The organism is Stenotrophomonas sp. WED208 (genome assembly GCF_040984485.1).
GTDB classification, from domain to species: Bacteria; Pseudomonadota; Gammaproteobacteria; order Xanthomonadales; family Xanthomonadaceae; genus Stenotrophomonas; species Stenotrophomonas riyadhensis.
This window is the reverse complement of the sequence record NZ_JAZARB010000001.1, coordinates 1,395,518-1,413,923: the sequence shown is the minus strand read 5'-3', so window position 1 is coordinate 1,413,923 and position 18,406 is coordinate 1,395,518. Positions and strand designations below refer to the sequence as shown.

Genomic DNA, 18,406 nt, shown 5'->3' with positions numbered 1-18,406 from the left:
CAGGTCAGAGGTTGAAACGACGCTGCGGGGCCAGCAGGCCACTGTCATCGACCTGGCCCAGGCCCTGGACAGCATCGTCCGGGCCAAACACGGCCACCAGGCCATGCGGCCAGGACAGGTCGCGCTGGCGCTGGCCGACGCAGAAGCGGTGGGCCTGGTCGGCATCGAGGTCGACCCGCGGGTATTCAGCCAGGCCGGCCGCCAGCGGCAGCAGCAGCGCGTCCATGCCGGCCTCGTCGCCCGCCTCGACCATCGCCCGCAGTTGATCCAGCGTGACCATGGCAGGCTCGCGGAACGGCTCGACCCACAGCCGGCGCAGCGCGCTGATGTGGGCGCCACAGCCCAGGCTTTCGCCGAGGTCGCGGGCCAGGCTGCGGATATAGGTGCCGGAACCACAGGTCACGCGCAGCCGCAGCCGTTCCGGCTGCTGCTCCAGTACCTCGATGGCATGCACCTGCACCTCGCGTTCCGGCGCTTCGATGACGTCACCGCGGCGGGCCTTCACATACAGCGGCTCCCCACCCTGCTTCAGCGCCGAATAGATCGGGGCACGCTGGCGGATGTTGCCGGTCAGCGGCACCAGCGCCGCCTGTAGGGCCTCGGCACTGATCGCCGGCACCGCGCGCTGCAGCAGCACCTGGCCTTCGGAGTCATCGGTGTCGGTGGTCTGGCCCAGCATGATCTCGGCGTCGTAGGCCTTGGCCGAGCCGAGCAACAGTCCGGCAATCTTGGTCGCCTCGCCGAAGCACAGCGGCAGCAGGCCGGTGGCCAGCGGATCGAGGCTGCCGGTATGGCCACCCTTTTCGGCACGGAACAGGCGACGGGCCACCTGCAGGGCGGCGTTGGAGCTCATGCCGGTCGACTTGTCGAGCAGCAGGATGCCATCCAGGCGGCGGAACTGAATTCGGGTCATGACAGGATTTTGTAGAGTCGAGCCATGCTCGACTGCTGCAGCGCGGTCTGCATCAGACATCGCGCAGCCGGAATGCAACAACGCCGGGCATGCCCGGCGTCGCGCGGTTATTCTTCGTCGCTCTCGCGACGCTTCTCGGCGGCCAGCGTATCGGGCAGGTCGCGCAGGATGTTGTCGATGTGTTCACCACGGTCGACCGAGTCGTCGTAGTGGAAATGCAGCTCCGGCACGTGGCGCAGCTTCATCGCTCGGGCCAGGTCCATGCGCAGGCGATAGCCCAGCTCCTTCAGGCCGGCCACGGCTTCAGCCGAACGTTCCGGCATCAGCGCAGTGACGAATACCTTGGCATGGGCCATGTCGCGGGTGATTTCCACGTCGGACACGCTCACCGAGGGCAACCCGTGCTCGCGCACGGCGTTGTGCACCAGGGTGCCGAGTTCACGGCGCAGCTGGGCGGAGACACGGTCGGTTCGATGGAAAGTCTTGGGCACGCGGTCGGGCTCTCGATTCAAATGTGACCCGACCAAGGTCGGGTCCTACCAGGAGGAGCGGCCCGACCTTGGCCGGGCCCCACCAGGGGGCGGACCGGCCCGTGAGGGCTGGTCCGTTGCAGCAATTACAGGGTGCGCGGCACTTCGATACGCTCGAAGCACTCGATCTGGTCACCCGGCTTGACGTCGTTGTAGGCCTTCACCGCGATACCGCACTCGGTACCGTTGCGGACTTCCTCGACGTTCTCCTTGAAGCGACGCAGCGATTCCAGCTCGCCCTCGAAGATCACCACGCTGTCGCGCAGCACGCGGATCGGCTTGTTGCGCTTGACCACGCCCTCGATGACCATCGAACCGGCGACGGCGCCCAGCTTGGAGCTGCGGAAGACGTCGCGGACCTCGGCGATACCGATGATCTCTTCGCGGATCTCCACGCCCAGCAGACCGGAGGCCACCTGCTTCACCTGGTCGATCACGTCATAAATGATCGAGAAGTAACGCAGGTCAACGCCGTTGGATTCGATGATGCGACGGGCCGAAGCATCCGCACGCACGTTGAAGCCGATGACGGTGGCCTTCGAAGCGGCCGCCGAGTTGGCGTCCGACTCGGTGATGCCGCCCACGCCGGAGTGGATCACGTTGATGCGGATGTCTTCGTTGGACAGCGCGACCAGTGCCTGGCTCAGGGCCTGCACCGAACCCTGCACGTCGGCCTTGATGACCAGGTTGAGGACCTGCTGGCCCTCGCCCTTGCCCAGGGTCGCCATGATGTCTTCCATGCGGCTGCCGGCGGTGGCGACCAGGCGCGATTCACGGCGCTTGGTTTCGCGCTGCTGGGCAACGTCCTTGGCCAGGCGCTCGTCCTCGACGACCACGAAATCGTCACCCGCTTCCGGCACGCCGGACAGGCCCAGGACCTGCACCGGGATGGACGGGCCGGCAAACTCCGGCTGCTTGCCGGTTTCGTCGAACAGCGCACGCACGCGGCCGTACTGGATGCCGCACACCAGATAGTCGCCCTTCTTCAGGCGGCCCTGCTGCACCAGCACGGTGGCGACCGGGCCACGGCCCTTGTCCAGCGACGATTCGATCACCACGCCCGAGGCGCGGCCTTCGTCGACGGCCTTCAGTTCCAGCAGTTCGGCCTGGATCGAGATGGCGTCCAGCAGGTCGTCGATGCCCAGGCCGGTCTTGGCCGAGATCTCCACCATCTGGGTATCACCACCGAAGTCTTCGGCCACGACCTGCTCGGATAGCAGTTCGTTCTTGACCCGCATCGGGTCGGCGTCGGACTTGTCGATCTTGTTGATCGCCACGATCAGCGGCACACCCGCCGAACGGGCGTGCTGGATCGCTTCCTTGGTCTGCGGCATGACGCCGTCATCGGCGGCCACGACCAGCACCACGATATCGGTCAGCTTGGCGCCGCGCGCACGCATCGAGGTGAATGCCGCGTGGCCCGGGGTATCCAGGAAGCTGATCACGCCCTTCGGCGTATCCACGTGGTAGGCACCGATGTGCTGGGTGATGCCGCCGGCTTCGCCGGTGGCGACCTTGGTGCGGCGGATGTAATCCAGCAGCGAGGTCTTGCCGTGGTCGACGTGGCCCATGATGGTGACCACCGGCGGACGCTGGGTGGCTTCGCCCTGGTTTTCACCGGTCGAGGCCAGCAGTGCGTCTTCGGCGTCGTTGTCGTTGGCACGGATCGCCTTGTGGCCGAGTTCTTCGGTCACCAGCGCGGCGGTGTCATGGTCGATGGACTGGGTGATGGTGGCCATCACGCCCATCTTGAACAGCGCCTTGACCACCTCGCCGCCCTTCAGCGCGAGCTTCTGCGCCAGGTCGGCCACGGTGATCGTGTCGCCGATCGCCACTTCACGCACCACCGGCGCGGTCGGACGCTCGAAGGCGTGCGGACCTGCATTGTTGCCACCGCGCGACATGTCGCGACGGCCACCGGCCTGGTTACGCCCGCCCGGACGACCACGGGTGTTGCTGTTGTTGCTGTTGCCACGACGCGCGCGGTCGGCAGCCGACAGGTGCATCTGGCCGGCGAAACGGTCGCCCGGCCCACGCTCGTTGCGCGGAGCGCTGCGGTTGTTGCGGTCGTCGTTGCGCGGCGGCGGCGGAGCGCTGCGCGGCGCAGCCGGAGCGGCGGCCGGAGCACGCGGCGGGCGCGGTGCGGTTTCATCGATCGGAGCGCGCTTGGGCTTGCTGGCAGCCAGCGCCTCGGCAGCCTTGGCGGCGGCCGCAGCTTCCTCGGCGGCCTTCTTCTCGGCCTCTGCGCGTTCCTTGGCCGCAACCTCTTCCTCACGGGCACGGACGATGGCTTCGTCGCGCAGACGATCCTTCTCGGCCAGGGCCTGCTGTTCGGCGAGGTTGCGCGCACGCGACTCTTCCAGCTTGCGCAGGATGTCGGCGCGCTCTTCGTCCGGGGTCATGGCGCGAGCACCATCCTTGACGTAGGTACGCTTCTGGCGCACCTCGACATTCACGGTCGTCTTGCTGCGACCGGAGCTGACCGTCACTTCCTGCTGTTTCCGGCGGTTGAGCGTGATCTTCTTTGCGGACTGATCCGTCTCTTCCGGGGCCTGCTCGGGCTTGCCATGCGAACGACGAAGGAAGCCCAGGAGCTTCACCTTCTCGGTACTGGTCACGACCTGGTCGGGACCGCTGAACTTCATGCCGGCACCGGCCAGCTGTTCCAGCAGTTTTTCGACCGGCGTGTTGACCAGTTCGGCAAGCTTGCGGATGGTGGTTTGCTGCGACATTCGGATCCTATGATCTTGTGGGCGCCCCCCCGCATCTGGAGGTGGCGCGGATTCTACGCCCTGAGCGGCTCAGGGCCCTGTTCATTGCCGGCTCATTCGCCGCGTTCCAGTCGGGCGATCTCCTCGGCACGCGCGGCCAGGATCAGCGCAGCGGCGCGCGCCTGGTCCAGCCCTTCGATGCCGAAGTCCATGACCTCGTCGGCGGCCAGGTCGGACAAGTCCTCACTGGTGCGCACGCCGTGGCCGGCCAGCGCATACGCGGTGGCTTCGTCCATGCCCTTCAGGGACAGCAGGTCCTGCGCCGGCTGGCCGTCTTCAAGGCCTTCCTCGACTGCCAGGGCCTCATTGAGCAGCGCATCGCGGGCACGAGCGCGCAGCTCTTCGACGATGTCTTCGTCGAAACCTTCCACGGCCAGCAGTTCGCCAACCGGGACATACGCGATTTCCTCGACGGTGCCGAAGCCTTCGCTGACCAGGATGCCGGCGATCTCTTCGTCCACTTCCAGCTTGTCCATGAACAGCTGGCGGGCCGAAGCCTGCTCGGCCTCCGACTTGGCAGTGACCTGGTCCTGGGTCATCACGTTGAGCTGCCAGCCGGTCAGGCGGCTGGCCAGGCGCACGTTCTGGCCGCCCTTGCCGATCGCCTGGGCCAGGCGGTCTTCAGCGACAGCCAGGTCCATAGAGTGCTTGTCTTCATCGACGATGATCGACTGCACTTCGGCCGGCGCCATCGCGTTGATGACGAAGTTGGCCGGGTTGTCGTTCCACAGCACGATGTCCACGCGCTCGCCATTGAGCTCGTTGGACACGGCCTGCACGCGCGAACCGCGCATGCCGATGCAGGCACCGATCGGATCGGTGCGCTGGTCGTGGGCCAGCACGGCGATCTTGGCGCGGTCGCCCGGATCGCGGGCGCAGGCCTTGATTTCCACCAGGCCCTGGCCGACTTCCGGCACTTCCAGCTTGAACAGCTCGATCATGAATTCCGGGGCGGCGCGGCTGATGAACAGCTGCGGGCCACGCGGTTCCGAACGGACTTCGGCCAGGTAGCCGCGCACGCGGTCACCGGCGCGCAGCACGTCGCGCGGAATGCCCTTGTCCTTCGGGATGAAGCCTTCGGCGTTGCCACCGAGGTCGACATAGATGTTGCCGCGCTCGGCGCGCTTGACCACGCCGGTGATCAGCTCACCCACGCGATCCTTCCATGCATCCACGACCTGCTGGCGCTCGGCTTCGCGCACGCGCTGGACGATGACCTGCTTGGCGGCCTGGGCAGCAATGCGGCCGAAGTCCGGGTTCTCGATCTGCTCTTCGATGTAGTCGCCGACGTCCACGCCTTCGGCTTCATCGACGGCGTCCATCAGGCGGATCTGGCGATCCGGCGATTCCATGACCACGTCATCGGCCACCACTTCCCAGCGGCGGAAGGTTTCGTAGCTGCCATCCTTGTGGTCGATGACCACGCGGGTCAGCACTTCCTCGTCGGGATAGCGCTTCTTCGCTGCCGAGGCCAGGGCGGCCTCGATGGCATCGAAGATCACTTCACGCGGCACGCCCTTCTCGTTGGCGACCGCGTCGACTACCAGCAACAGTTCCTTGCTCATTGGCTCACTCCGCGCGCGGCTTCTTTGCCGCCGGCTCGTTGGAAGAAGAATTCGTGTTCGGCTTCGGACGCTTCGGTGCCGGGCCGGTCGGCTTGCTCGGGGCCAGCCCCAGCGCCACCCAGTCGGGCATGATCCGTGCCTTGTCGATGTTGTCGGCCGACACGACCACTTCGGTCCTGTCGACGATGAAGGTGATGGTGCCCGCGGCCTCGTCGGTCGCTTCGATGCGGCCCTGCAGGCGACGGCGATTGTCCTGCGGCAGCTTCAGCGTGACCTTGGCCGATTCACCCTGGTGGCGGGCGAACTGCTCCAGGTTGAACAGCGGGCGGTCGACGCCCGGCGAGGACACTTCCAGCGTGTAATTGCCGCTGATCGGGTCTTCGACGTCCAACTGCGCCGACACTTCGCGGCTGACCCGCTCGCAGTCGTCGACATTGATGATGCGCTCGGGCTGTTCAGCCAGCGGCACGTCGATGTAAAGGCGCAGGGTCGCACCGCCGGGGGCCGGCAGATACTCAACGCCCAGCAGCTCCAGGCCCAGCGACACAACGGTCGGGGCGAGCAGATTCGCGATGTCGGTTGCCTTGTCGCTCACAGCCTGCCTTGATCTCTTGGTTGGGTGCCGGCCTTGGCCGGCGTGAAAACATGACGCCCCGGAAACGACAAAGGGCCCGCTGGGCCCCTTTTCCGGAAAGACTCCGGTGACTGGATTCCGGTTGCAACCTGCAGTGCCTGCCGGTTGCGGCCCTCCTTCCGGGTCCGGGCTCCCGCTGGGAGGCCGCCTTCAGGGGTACTGCTAGGTCGCTGATGATAGCGACTGCACCGCGCTGGTGCAAGGTGCGGACCCGGGGTCAGATCCCTTTTCCACGGGAAAAGGGATCTGACCCCAATCACGCAGAAACGATGCAGACCCCAAAGAAAAACGCCCTCGAAGCAGGACTTCGAAGGCGATCTCTTTACTTGGTAGCGGGGGCAGGATTTGAACCTGCGACCTTCGGGTTATGAGCCCGACGAGCTGCCAGACTGCTCCACCCCGCATCAGAAGCGGAATTATGAGGCATAACTTCTAAACCTGCAAGCTTTTCCTCATTCATCGAACTGGTTGGCGCCGATTCGATGTGTTGGTAGCGGGGGCAGGATTTGAACCTGCGACCTTCGGGTTATGAGCCCGACGAGCTGCCAGACTGCTCCACCCCGCACCGGAAGTGTTTGAACTGCTGCCCTGCTCTTTCGAGGAGGGCTACCGCAACGATGTTCTGGCTGAACCGCTGCAGTGACAACTCAGGCTGCGCATATTACACGAATCGCGCAGCTTTGTGTCAACTTTTATGCAAGATGCGCAAATGCCTGCTGGCACCAGACCATGATCGGGTTCCAGGCCAGGCCCAGCGCCAGCAGCGCCAGCGCGTTCACGCCCAGCACGAGGCCCAGCACGCGGTCGTTGCTGCGCGGCATGGCCTCGCCCACCGGCTCATCGAAGTACATGACCTTGATGACGCGCAGGTAGTAGAAGCAGCCGACCACGGCACACAGCACGCCAAGGATGGCCAGCCACAGCAGGCCCCCGTTGACGGCCGCGCCCAGCACCGCCAGCTTGGTCCAGAAGCCCAGGAACGGCGGGATGCCGGCAAGCGACGCCATGATGCACAGCACCAGGCCGGCCATCCACGGGTTGCGGGCGTTGAGGCCCTTGAAGTCTTCGATGTTCTCGGCTTCGAAGCCGGCACGCGACAGCGCGATGATCGCGCCGAAGGCGGCGGTCGACATGATGGCGTAGGCCAGTGCGTAGAACAGTGCGGCGGCATAGCCCTGCGAACCGCCACCGGCAATGCCCATCAGCAGGAAGCCGATGTGCGAGACGGTGGAGAACGCCAGCATGCGCTTGAGGTTGCTCTGCGCGATGGCCATCAGGTTGCCGATGACCAGCGAGACCGCGGCCAGGCCGGCGATCAGCAGCTGCAGTTCGGTCGACAGCGGGCCCACGCCCATTTCCAGCAGGCGGTACGCCATGCCGAACGCGGCCAACTTCGGTGCCGAGCTGATGAACAGTGCGATCGGTGCCGGGGCACCCTGGTACACGTCCGGCAGCCACATGTGGAACGGCGCGGCACCCAGCTTGAAGGCGACGCCAGCGATCATGAACACCGCACCGGTGATCAGCAGCACGCGCTCTTCCGAGTGCGGGATGGCCTCGCGGATGACGTCCAGGTGCAGGCTGCCGGTGGCGCCGTAGATCAGCGACATGCCGTACAGCAGCAGGCCAGAGGCCAGCGAACCCAGCACGATGTACTTCATCGCCGCTTCCGAGGCCAGGCCGTTTTCGCGGTTGCTGGCGACCAGGGCGTAGGAGCACAGCGCCAGCAGTTCCAGGCCCAGGTAGACCATCAGCAGGCTGCCGGCCGAGACCAGGATCATCATGCCGGCGGTGCCGAACAGGATCAGCACCGGGATCTCGCCCTGGAACAGGTTGCGGTCACGCAGGTAGCGCCAGCCGTAGACCAGGGTCAGGCCGCTGAGCAGCACGATCCCGGTCTTCATCACGTCCGCGGCGGTATCGCGCACGAACATGCCATGGAAGACCTCCCCCTGCCCGCCCACGCCGGTGGCCAGCATGAACAGCACCACGGCCAGCGCAGCGAGCGAGAACAGGTGGGTGACGATCTTGTTCCGGTTGCTGACGAACAGGTCGAGGATCATCAGGGCGAAGGCGCTGCCGATCAGCACCAGCTCGGGAGCGAGCGGTGGCAGGTCAGCGGCGGTCAATGGCAGCAGCGGCGAGGTGGTCATCATCAAATCCTGGAATTACAGCAGCTTGCTGGATGCGATCTGCATCGCCAGCTTCGCGATCGAGGGCTCCATCAGGTCGGTCAGCGGCTTGGGGTAGATGCCCAGGGCCAGCACGCCGATGGCGAACACGCCCAGCACCAGCCATTCGCGGCCGTTGATGTCCTTCAGTTCGGCAACATGGCTGTTGGCCACTTCACCGAAGAAGATGCGCTTGTACAGCCACAGGGTGTAGGCGGCGCCGATGATCAGGGTGGTGGCCGCGCCCAGCGCGATCCACGGATTACGCTGGAAGGCCGACAGGATGACCATGAACTCGCCGACGAAACCACTGGTACCCGGCAGGCCCGCGTTGGCCATGAAGAACAGCATGGCGAAGGTGGCGAACCACGGCATCACGTTGACCACGCCGCCGTAATCGGCGATGCGGCGGCTGTGCATGCGGTCGTACAGCACGCCGACGCAGGAGAACATCGCGCCCGACACGAAGCCGTGCGAGATCATCTGCACCATGGCGCCCTGCAGGCCCAGGCGGGCGGCATCGGCGTTGCCGGCTTCACGCACCAGCCACAGGGCAATGAACGTGCCCAGGGTGACGAAGCCCATGTGCGCGATCGACGAATAGGCGATCAGCTTCTTCATGTCGTCCTGCACCAGGGCGACGAGGCCGACGTAGATCACCGCGATCAGCGACAGCGCGATCACCAGCCACGCCCATTCCTGCGACGCGTCCGGGACGATCGGCAGGTTGAAGCGCAGGAAGCCGTAGCCACCGATCTTCAGGGCGATGGCGGCCAGGATCACCGAACCGGCGGTCGGCGCTTCCACGTGGGCATCCGGCAGCCAGGTGTGGACCGGGAACATCGGCACCTTGACCGCGAAGGCGATCAGGAAGGCGAAGAAGATCCAGGTCTGTTCCTTGGCCGACAGCGGCAGCGCGTACAGGTCGGCCAGCTGGAAGCTGCCCCCCTTCATGTACAGGTAGATCAGCGCCACCAGCATCAGCACCGAGCCGAGGAAGGTGTACAGGAAGAACTTCAGCGCGGCGTAGATGCGACGCGGGCCGCCCCAGACACCGATGATCAGGAACATCGGGATCAGCATCGCCTCGAAGAACACGTAGAACAGCATCGCGTCCGTGGCCGAGAAGATACCGACCGTGACGCCTTCCAGGATCAGGAAGGCGGCCACGTACTGGTTGACGCGCTTGTCGATGGCGCTCCAGGCGCCGATCAGGGCAAGCACGCTGACCAGGGTGGTCAGCAGGATCAGCGCCACGGCGATGCCGTCCACGCCCAGGTTGTAGCCGATCTTGTACGCCGGGATCCAGGCATGGGTCTCGACGAACTGCAAACCGTCGATGCCCGCGTTGTAGCCGCTCAGCAGCGAGAGGCTCGCCACGAACGTCAGCACCGCTACGCCCAGCGACGCCCAGCGGGCGGTCTGCGCATCACGGATCGCAAGGATCAGGGCACCACCGATGATCGGCAGCCAGATGAGGACACTGAGTAGAGGCCAGTTCGACACGTCTTCTTATTCCGTACAGGTCATCAACGCAGGTAATGCATCAGCACGCCCAGAAGGGCAATCAGGCCGATGATCATCGCGAAGGCGTAGTGATAGAGGAAACCGGATTGGGTACGACGCAGCACGCCGGCTGCGACGTCCACAACACGTGCCGAAAGATTGACCACGCCGTCGACGATGTTGCTGTCGATCCAGCGTGCGACCTTGCCCAGCTTGACGCTGCCACCGGCAAAGCCATCGATCCACAGCTTGTCGAAGCCGTACTTGTTTTCCAGCACCGACACCAGCGGGGCGAAGGTCTTGCGCGCCTTGCCCGACAGGTCCGGCTTCCACAGGTAGAACAGTGCAGCCAGCAGGAAGCCCGCCAGGGTCAGCCAGAACGGCGGCAGCATCATGCCGTGCAGCGCGAACGCCACCGGACCATGGAACTCTTCGCCCAGGAAGCCAACGGTGTTCTTGGCCGGATCGTAGAAGTTCACGATGCCGGTGAAGAACGTCTGCGCCTGGCCCTTGATGGCCTCGTGCGCATGGTGGCCGGCCCAGTCGGTGCCGTGCAGCATCGGACCGATGCTGAAGAAACCGATGGCGATCGACGGAATGGCCAGCAGGATCAGCGGCAGCGTCACCACCCACGGGGTTTCGTGCGGCTCATGCGCACCGTGGCCATGGCCGTGGTCGTCATGGGCATCGCCGTGGTGGGCGTCGGCGGCGTGGTGATCGTCATGGCCATGGCCGTGATCATCATGCGCGTCGCGGAAGCGCTCCTTGCCGTGGAAGGTCAGGAACAGCAGGCGGAAGCTGTAGAAGCTGGTCACCAGCACGCCACCCAGCACTGCCCAGTAGCCATAGGTGGCCACCCAGCTGTTCTGCATGTGGGCGTGGATCTCGGCCGCCTCGATGATGGTGTCCTTCGAGTAGAAGCCGGAGAAGAACGGCGTACCGACCAGGGCCAGGGTACCGATCCACATGGTGACGAACGTGATCGGCATGTACTTGCGCAGGCCGCCCATCTTGCGCATGTCCTGCTCGTGGTGCATCGCGATGATGACCGAGCCGGCGCCCAGGAACAGCAGCGCCTTGAAGAAGGCGTGGGTCATCAGGTGGAACACGGCGGCCGAGTACGCCGACACGCCCAGTGCAACCGTCATGTAGCCCAGCTGCGACAGCGTGGAGTACGCGACGACGCGCTTGATGTCGTTCTGCACGATGCCGATCAGGCCGGTGAAGAAGGCCGTGGTGGCACCGATGAACAGGATGAAGTTCAGCGCGGTCTGCGACAGCTCGAACAGCGGCGACATGCGGGTGACCATGAAGATACCGGCGGTCACCATCGTCGCGGCGTGGATCAGCGCCGAGATCGGGGTCGGGCCTTCCATCGAATCCGGCAGCCACACGTGCAGCGGGACCTGGGCCGACTTGCCCATGGCACCGATGAACAGGCAGATGCAGATGACGGTGGCGATCGACCAGATCACCGGCTCGTTCAGCAGCTGCATGCCGAACAGGGTGCCGTCCCAGATCTGCAGCTGGGCGCGCGGGTCAGCCAGCATGCCGGCCTGCGAGAACACCTGCGAGTAGTCCAGGGTGCCGAACACCCACAGCACGCCGGCGATGCCCAGCAGGAAGCCGAAGTCACCAACGCGGTTGACCAGGAACGCCTTCATGTTGGCGAAGATCGCGGTCGGGCGCTTGAACCAGAAGCCGATCAGCAGGTACGACACCAGGCCCACCGCTTCCCAGCCGAAGAACAGCTGCAGGAAGTTGTTGCTCATCACCAGGGTGAGCATCGAGAAGGTGAACAGCGAGATGTAGCTGAAGAACCGCTGGTAGCCCGGATCGTCCTGCATGTAGCCGATCGTGTAGATGTGGACCAGCAGCGACACGAAGGTCACCACCACCATCATCATCGCGGTCAGCTTGTCGACCATGAAGCCGACGTGGGCCGAGTACTGGCCGACTTCGAAGAACGTGTAGATGTTCTGGTTAAACGGCTGCGCGCCGCCCCAGAGCAGCTGGTAGAGCGTGTACATCGACAGGCCGCAGGCCACCGCGACGCCGAGGATGGTGATGGTCTGCGCGCCGAAGCGCTTGACCTGGCGACCGAACAGGCCGGCGATGATGCTGCCGAACAGCGGTGCAAGCACCACTGCGATCAACAGACTCTTGGAGAGAGTGATTTCCATCTGTGGATCAGCCCTTCAACGAATCGACTTCGCCGACATTGATCGTGCGGCGGGTACGGAACAGGGTCACCAGGATCGCCAGGCCGATGGCGGCTTCCGCGGCGGCGACGGTCAGGATGAAGAACACGAACAGCTGGCCGGACGGATCGCCCAGCTGACGCGAGAAGCCGACGAAATTGATGTTCACCGACAGCAGCATCAGTTCGATCGACATCAGCAGGACGATGACGTTCTTCCGGTTGAGGAAGATGCCGGCCAGGCTGATGGCGAACAGCACCGCGCCAAGCGCAAGCATGTGGCCAAGGGTAATCACGGCTGGGTCTCCTCGCCGGCGGCCGGCTTGCTGTTGCTGTGCACGACCGGTGCTTCGGCGCCCATCTTGACCATGCGCAGGCGCTGGCCGGCCTTGACCATGGTCTGCTCGCCCGGGTTCTGGCTCTTCACGCCGGTACGGCGGCGCAGGGTCAGCATCACGGCGGCAACCACGGCCACGGTCAGGATGACCGCGGCGAACTCGAACGGCAGCAGGTACTCGGTGAACAGCGTGCGCGCCAGCCAGGTGACGTTGGAGCTGTCGGCGGCGACCGCGGCGGCGTTGTCGGCCGGGAACGGCGTGACAGAGCGCGCCTTGACGCCGATCAGGATCAGCATCTGCGCCAGCATCGCCACCGCGACGATGAGGCCGACCGGCAGGTAGCGCACCCAGCCCTCACGCAGCTTGGTGGGGTCGATGTCGAGCATCATCACCACGAACAGGAACAGCACCATCACCGCGCCGACGTAGACCAGCACCAGGGCGACGCCGAGGAACTCGGCACCCACCAGCAGCCACACGCAGGCAATGGAGAAGAAGGTCAGCACCAGGCAGAGCACGGCGTGAACCGGGTTGCGTACGCTGATCACCGCACCGGCCGAAACCGTTGCCGCGATGGCGAACACCCAGAAAGCGATATTTACCCAATCCATCTCTCGACCTCAGCGGTAAGCGGCATCGGCGGCGCGACGCTCGGCGATCTCGGACTCGAGACGGTCGCCCAGGGCCAGCAGCTGCGGCTTGGTAACGATGTTTTCGCCACGATTCTCGAAGTGGTACTCGAGGATGTGGGTTTCGACGATCGAGTCCACCGGGCAGCTTTCTTCGCAGAAGCCACAGAAGATGCACTTGAACAGATCGATGTCATAGCGCGTGGTACGGCGGGTGCCGTCTTCGCGCTTGGCCGAGTCGATGGTGATGGCCAGCGCCGGGCACACCGCTTCGCACAGCTTGCAGGCGATGCAGCGCTCTTCACCGTTGGGGTAACGGCGCAGGGCGTGCAGGCCACGGAAGCGCGGCGACTGCGGGAACTTCTCCATCGGGTACATCATCGTGTACTTGGGCTTGAAGCTGTACTTCAGCGTCAGCCAAAGGCCACCCAGGAGTTCGAGCAGCAGCAGGCTCTTGAAGTAATGGGTAATCCTGTTCATCACTTAGACGCCCTTTTGAATCACGCCGAAGAACACCATGACGGCGGTAACCGCGATCCACAGAATGGCCAGCGGGATGAAGACCTTCCAGCCCAGGCGCATGATCTGGTCATAGCGGAAGCGCGGGAAGCTGGCACGGAACCAGATGTAGGCACTGGCGAAGAAGAACACCTTGACGAACAGCCACGGTGCACCGCCCTTCCAGATCCAGTCGACCAGCGGCGAGACGTCGCCGAAGTTGACCCAGCCCTGGATGGGGCTCAGCCAGCCGCCGAGGAAGAAGATCGAGATCAGGAAGCTGATCAGGATCATGTTGGCGTATTCGGCCAGGAAGAACAGCGCGAACGCACCGCCCGAGTACTCGACCATGTGGCCAGCGACGATTTCCGATTCACCTTCCACCACGTCGAACGGCGCGCGGTTGGTTTCGGCAACGCCCGACACCCAGTAGATGACGAACAGCGGGAACAGCGGCAGCAGGAACCAGTCGAAGAAACCGGAATTGCCGGCCTGCGCCATCACGATGTTGCTCAGGTTCAGGCTGCCCGACGCGATCATCACGCCGACCAGGGCGAAGCCCATGGCGATTTCATAGCTGATCATCTGCGCCGAGGCGCGCATCGCACCCAGGAACGCATACTTCGAGTTGGATGCCCAACCGGCCAGGATGATGCCGTAGATGCCCAGCGAGGTCATCGCCAGCAGGTACAGCAGGCCGGCGTTGGCGTTGGACAGCACGATCTGCGAATCGAAGGGCACCACCGACCAGGCTGCGAAGGCCGGGGCCAGGGTGATCAGCGGGGCCAGCAGGTAGATCGCCTTGTTGGCGCTGCTCGGCTGGACCACTTCCTTGAACAGCAGCTTGAAGACGTCGGCGAAGGCCTGGAAGATGCCCATGCCCACGTACATCGGGCCGTGGCGGACGTGCATCCAGCCGATCAGCTTGCGTTCCCAGACCACGTAGAAGGCCACCGAGATGATCACCGGAACGGTGATCACCAGGATCTTCAGGATGATCCAGATCAGCGCGCCGATGTCACCAAGGCCAAGCAGCCACTGGTGCAGCGGATCGACCGCGTTCAACAGCAATTCGTTCATGCAGCCACCACCGTTACGCGAGCGGCACCCAGCGGCGCGGTCGCGCCGTGGCCCGATTCAATCCAGACCGAACCCGCAGCGACGCGGGCGTCGACCACCACCGGCAGGGTGGCCTTGCCGGCATCGGTGCCGACCTTGGCCATCTGCCCTTCCTGCAGCTGCAGGCGAGCGGCATCTTCAGCGTTCAGCACGATGCGCGGGGCGTTGTTGAGCGGATGCGACTGCAGCGCCGGGGCGCGACGGACCACCGCATCGGTGCGGTAGATCGCGGCGGTCGAAGCCACTTCCAGGCCTTCGCCGGCAACCACCGGCTGTGCCGAGGCGGCAACGGTGACCGACACCGGGGCCAGGCTGGCGCGCAGGCCGGCCAGGTCGGTGAAGTCGAAACCGGCTACCGCCAGCTCACCGCCCAGGGCGCGCAGCACGCGCCAGCCCTCACGGGCCTCGCCCGGCAGCTTGCCGCCGGCACGCGCCGACTGCTCGCGACCATCGAGGTTGGTCAGGGTGGCGTCGATTTCCGGCAGCGCACCGATCGGCAGGATCACGTCGGCAACGTCGCGGGTGGAGACGCAGGCGAACTGGCTGAAGGCCACCACCTTGGCGCCGACCAGCGCCTTGCGCGCGGCGGGAGCGTCGGCGAAGTCCAGACCCGGCTCCAGGCCGTACACCACGTAGGCCTGGCGCGGCTGCGCCAGCATTGCGGCGACGTCCTTGCCGGCCGGCAGCACACCTGCGCGGGTCAGGCCAACGGCGTTGGCACCCTGCGGGATGCGGCACAGCTTGGCACCGGTCGCAGCGGCGAAGTCACGCGCGGCGGCGCGGATCGCGGCAGCCTGCGGATGGTTTTCGGCGATGCCACCGACGATCAGCACGGTGTTGTTGCCGCCCTGCACTGCCGAACGCAGCTCGGCGTTGGCCAGTGCGTCGACGAACTTCGACGGCGCGACGATCTGCTTGCCGGCGATACTGAAGGCAAAGTCGAAGTCCACCGGGTTGACGACGTGGATCTTCGCGCCGTTGGTGGTCTGCGCCTTGCGCAGGCGGGCGTGCAGCAGCGGCAGTTCGTGGCGGATGTTGCTGCCCAGAACGACGATGCGGTCGGCGCCTTCGATCTCGGCGAGCGGCAGGCCGAACACTTCGGCGGTTGCGGCGTCGGAGAAATCGCGGTTGTTGATGCGGTGGTCGATGTTGCTCGAGCCCAGGCCCTTGGCCAGGCGGGCCAGCAGCGCGCCTTCCTCGTTCGAGGTGGACGGGTGCACCAGCACGCCCAGGTTGTCGCCCTGGTTGGCCTTGAGGATCTCGGCGGCCGCGGCCAGGCCTTCGGCCCAGCTCACTTCCTTCCACTCGCCATTGACCTTGCGCAGCGGCTTGACCGCACGGTCTTCGCTGTACAGGCCCTGGTGCGAGTAGCGGTCACGGTCGGACAGCCAGCACTCGTTCACGGCTTCGTTGTCGCGCGGCACGGTGCGCAGCACTTCGCCGCGACGCACGTGCAGGAACAGGTTCGACCCCATCGCGTCGTGGTAGCCCAGCGATTCGCGCGCGGTCAGTTCCCACGGGCGGGCGCGGAACTGGAACACCTTGTTGGTCAGTGCGCCGACCGGGCAGACGTCGACGACGTTGCCGGACAGCTCGGTGGTCAGCGGCTTGCCGTCGAAGGTACCGATCTGCAGGTTCTCACCGCGGTACATGCCACCCAGCTCGTAGGTACCGGCAACGTCGGCGGTGAAGCGGACGCAGCGGGTGCACTGGATGCAGCGGGTCATCTCGGTGGCGACCAGCGGGCCCATGTCCTCGTCCGGCACCACGCGCTTGCGCTCGTTGAAGCGGCTGACCGAACGGCCATAGCCCAGCGACACGTCCTGCAGCTCGCACTCGCCGCCCTGATCACAGATCGGGCAGTCCAGCGGGTGGTTGATGAGCAGGAACTCCATCACCGAGCGCTGGAACTTCAGTGCCTTTTCGCTGCGGGTGGCGACCTTCATGCCGTCCATCACCGGGGTGGCGCAGGCCGGCGCCGGCTTCGGCGACTTCTCCACGTCCACCAGGCACATGCGGCAGTTGGCGGCGATCGGCAGCTTCTCGTGGTAGCAGAAGCGCGGAATCGAAATGCCGGCCTTGTCGGCCGCCTGGATGATCATCGAACCCTTGGGCACGACCAGCGACTTGCCATCGATTTCGATGGTCACGTGGTCCGGTGGCACGTTCGGGTTTACGGGTTGCGCGCTCATGCGGCGGCTGCCTCCACCTTCTTGCCGTCAACCATCGAATGACCGTTGACGATGTAGTACTCGAATTCGTCCCAGAACTGGCGCAAGAAGCCCTGGATGGGCCATGCAGCCGCTTCACCGAACGCACAGATGGTGTGGCCTTCGATCTGGCCGGCCACCGCCTTCAGCTGGTGCAGGTCTTCCATCGTGGCCTTGCCGGCGACGATGCGCTCCAGCACGCGGTGCATCCAGCCGGTGCCTTCACGGCACGGGGTGCACTGGCCGCACGATTCCTTGTGGAAGAACTGGCTGATGCGGCAGGCGAACTTGACGCAGCAGACGCTGTCGTCCAGCACCACGATCGCACCCGAACCCAGGCCGGAGCCCAGCGCACGGATGGTGTCGTAGTCCATCGGCAGATCCTTCAGCTCGGCCGCGGTCAGTACCGGCATCGACACGCCGCCCGGGATCGCGCCCTTGAGGGTGCGGCCCGGACGCAGGCCACCGGCCATTTCCAGCAGGTCGTGGAACTTGGTGCCCAGCGGCACTTCGAAGTTGCCGCCGTTCTGCACGCAGCCGGACACCGAGAAGCACTTCGGGCCGCCATTGGCGGTCAGGCTCAGGCCCTTGAACCACTCCGGACCGTTGCGGATGATCGCCGGCACCGAACCGTAGGTTTCGGTGTTGTTGATCGTCGACGGCTTGCCGTACAGGCCGAAGTTGGCCGGGAACGGCGGCTTGTAGCGCGGCTGGCCCTTCTTGCCTTCCAGCGATTCCATCAGCGCGGTTTCTTCGCCGCAGATGTACGCGCCGGCGCCCAGCGCACCGTAGATGTCGATGTCCACGCCCGAGCCCATCACGTTCTTGCCCAGCCAGCCGTTTGCATAGGCATCGGCCAGGGCCTGCTCGAAGTGCTCGAACGGCTCGTGGTGGAACTCACCGCGCAGGTAGTTGTAACCCACGGTCGAACCGGTGGCGTAGCAGGCGATCGCCATGCCTTCCACCACCGAATGCGGGTTGTAGCGCAGGATGTCGCGATCCTTGCAGGTGCCCGGCTCGGATTCGTCCGAGTTGCAGAGGATGTACTTCTGCATGTTGCCCTTGGGCATGAAGGACCACTTCAGGCCGGTCGGGAAGCCTGCGCCACCGCGGCCGCGCAGGCCCGAGGCCTTGACCATCTCGATGACCTGCTCCGGCGGGATCTTCTCTTCGAGGATCTTGCGCAGGGCGGCGTAGCCACCGGTCTTCAGGTAGCTTTCGTACGACCACGGGGTGTCGTAATGCAGGGTGGTGTAGACCACCTGGTGCGGCAGCGGCGCGGGGCCGACCGGACCCTTGGATTCGTGGTGATGTGCCATGCC

General features: G+C 65.1%; 14 protein-coding genes and 2 tRNA genes. All 16 read right to left on the bottom strand.

The features are described 5' to 3' along the window. Positions 1-4: 4 nt before the first annotated feature. The gene (gene truB, locus VPH47_RS06160; RefSeq protein ID WP_110712981.1) at positions 5-913 is read right to left on the bottom strand and encodes a tRNA pseudouridine(55) synthase TruB; all 909 of its coding nucleotides are present in this window, start codon (positions 911-913) and stop codon (positions 5-7) included. Between the two features lie 107 nt (positions 914-1,020). Next, positions 1,021-1,404 (bottom strand): 30S ribosome-binding factor RbfA, encoded by a 384-nt coding sequence (gene rbfA / locus VPH47_RS06155; protein ID WP_005410447.1) that lies wholly within the window; start codon positions 1,402-1,404, stop codon positions 1,021-1,023. A gap of 125 nt (positions 1,405-1,529) precedes the next feature. After that, positions 1,530-4,175, bottom strand: coding sequence for a translation initiation factor IF-2 (gene infB, locus VPH47_RS06150; protein ID WP_032128650.1), 2,646 nt, complete (start codon positions 4,173-4,175; stop codon positions 1,530-1,532). Positions 4,176-4,267: 92 nt separating this feature from the next. Then, entirely contained in the window at positions 4,268-5,779 is a 1,512-nt protein-coding gene (gene nusA, locus VPH47_RS06145; RefSeq protein WP_005410449.1) for a transcription termination factor NusA, read from the bottom strand. Between the two features lie 4 nt (positions 5,780-5,783). Further along, positions 5,784-6,374, bottom strand: a complete 591-nt coding sequence (gene rimP / locus VPH47_RS06140) for a ribosome maturation factor RimP (RefSeq protein WP_368850332.1) — start codon at positions 6,372-6,374, stop codon at positions 5,784-5,786. A 366-nt stretch (positions 6,375-6,740) separates the two neighbouring features. Further along, positions 6,741-6,817 (bottom strand) — tRNA-Met (locus VPH47_RS06135). 84 nt (positions 6,818-6,901) lie between these two features. Continuing rightward, positions 6,902-6,978, bottom strand: a tRNA-Met gene (locus tag VPH47_RS06130). Between the two features lie 127 nt (positions 6,979-7,105). After that, positions 7,106-8,566, bottom strand: a complete 1,461-nt coding sequence (nuoN, locus tag VPH47_RS06125) for an NADH-quinone oxidoreductase subunit NuoN (protein WP_032128648.1) — start codon at positions 8,564-8,566, stop codon at positions 7,106-7,108. Between the two features lie 15 nt (positions 8,567-8,581). Then, positions 8,582-10,090, bottom strand: a complete 1,509-nt coding sequence (locus VPH47_RS06120) for an NADH-quinone oxidoreductase subunit M (protein WP_049437087.1) — start codon at positions 10,088-10,090, stop codon at positions 8,582-8,584. A 23-nt stretch (positions 10,091-10,113) separates the two neighbouring features. Further along, complete coding sequence (nuoL, locus tag VPH47_RS06115; RefSeq protein ID WP_110712983.1) at positions 10,114-12,273, bottom strand: NADH-quinone oxidoreductase subunit L; 2,160 nt, start codon at positions 12,271-12,273, stop codon at positions 10,114-10,116. 7 nt (positions 12,274-12,280) lie between these two features. Continuing rightward, positions 12,281-12,586: an NADH-quinone oxidoreductase subunit NuoK gene (nuoK, locus tag VPH47_RS06110; protein ID WP_005410454.1), complete on the bottom strand. Its 306-nt coding sequence runs from the start codon at positions 12,584-12,586 to the stop codon at positions 12,281-12,283. Next, on the bottom strand, positions 12,583-13,239 hold the full coding sequence (locus tag VPH47_RS06105; RefSeq protein WP_075677133.1) for an NADH-quinone oxidoreductase subunit J: 657 nt from the start codon (positions 13,237-13,239) through the stop codon (positions 12,583-12,585). Before VPH47_RS06105 ends, nuoK begins: the two co-directional genes overlap by 4 nt. A gap of 9 nt (positions 13,240-13,248) precedes the next feature. After that, positions 13,249-13,737 (bottom strand): NADH-quinone oxidoreductase subunit NuoI, encoded by a 489-nt coding sequence (gene nuoI / locus VPH47_RS06100; protein ID WP_006381128.1) that lies wholly within the window; start codon positions 13,735-13,737, stop codon positions 13,249-13,251. Between the two features lie 3 nt (positions 13,738-13,740). Next, on the bottom strand, positions 13,741-14,835 hold the full coding sequence (gene nuoH / locus VPH47_RS06095) for an NADH-quinone oxidoreductase subunit NuoH (RefSeq protein WP_006381129.1): 1,095 nt from the start codon (positions 14,833-14,835) through the stop codon (positions 13,741-13,743). Next, on the bottom strand, positions 14,832-17,066 hold the full coding sequence (gene nuoG / locus VPH47_RS06090; RefSeq protein WP_110712984.1) for an NADH-quinone oxidoreductase subunit NuoG: 2,235 nt from the start codon (positions 17,064-17,066) through the stop codon (positions 14,832-14,834). Before nuoG ends, nuoH begins: the two co-directional genes overlap by 4 nt. Beyond that, positions 17,063-18,403, bottom strand: a complete 1,341-nt coding sequence (gene nuoF / locus VPH47_RS06085; RefSeq protein ID WP_005410459.1) for an NADH-quinone oxidoreductase subunit NuoF — start codon at positions 18,401-18,403, stop codon at positions 17,063-17,065. Before nuoF ends, nuoG begins: the two co-directional genes overlap by 4 nt. Positions 18,404-18,406: the final 3 nt, after the last annotated feature.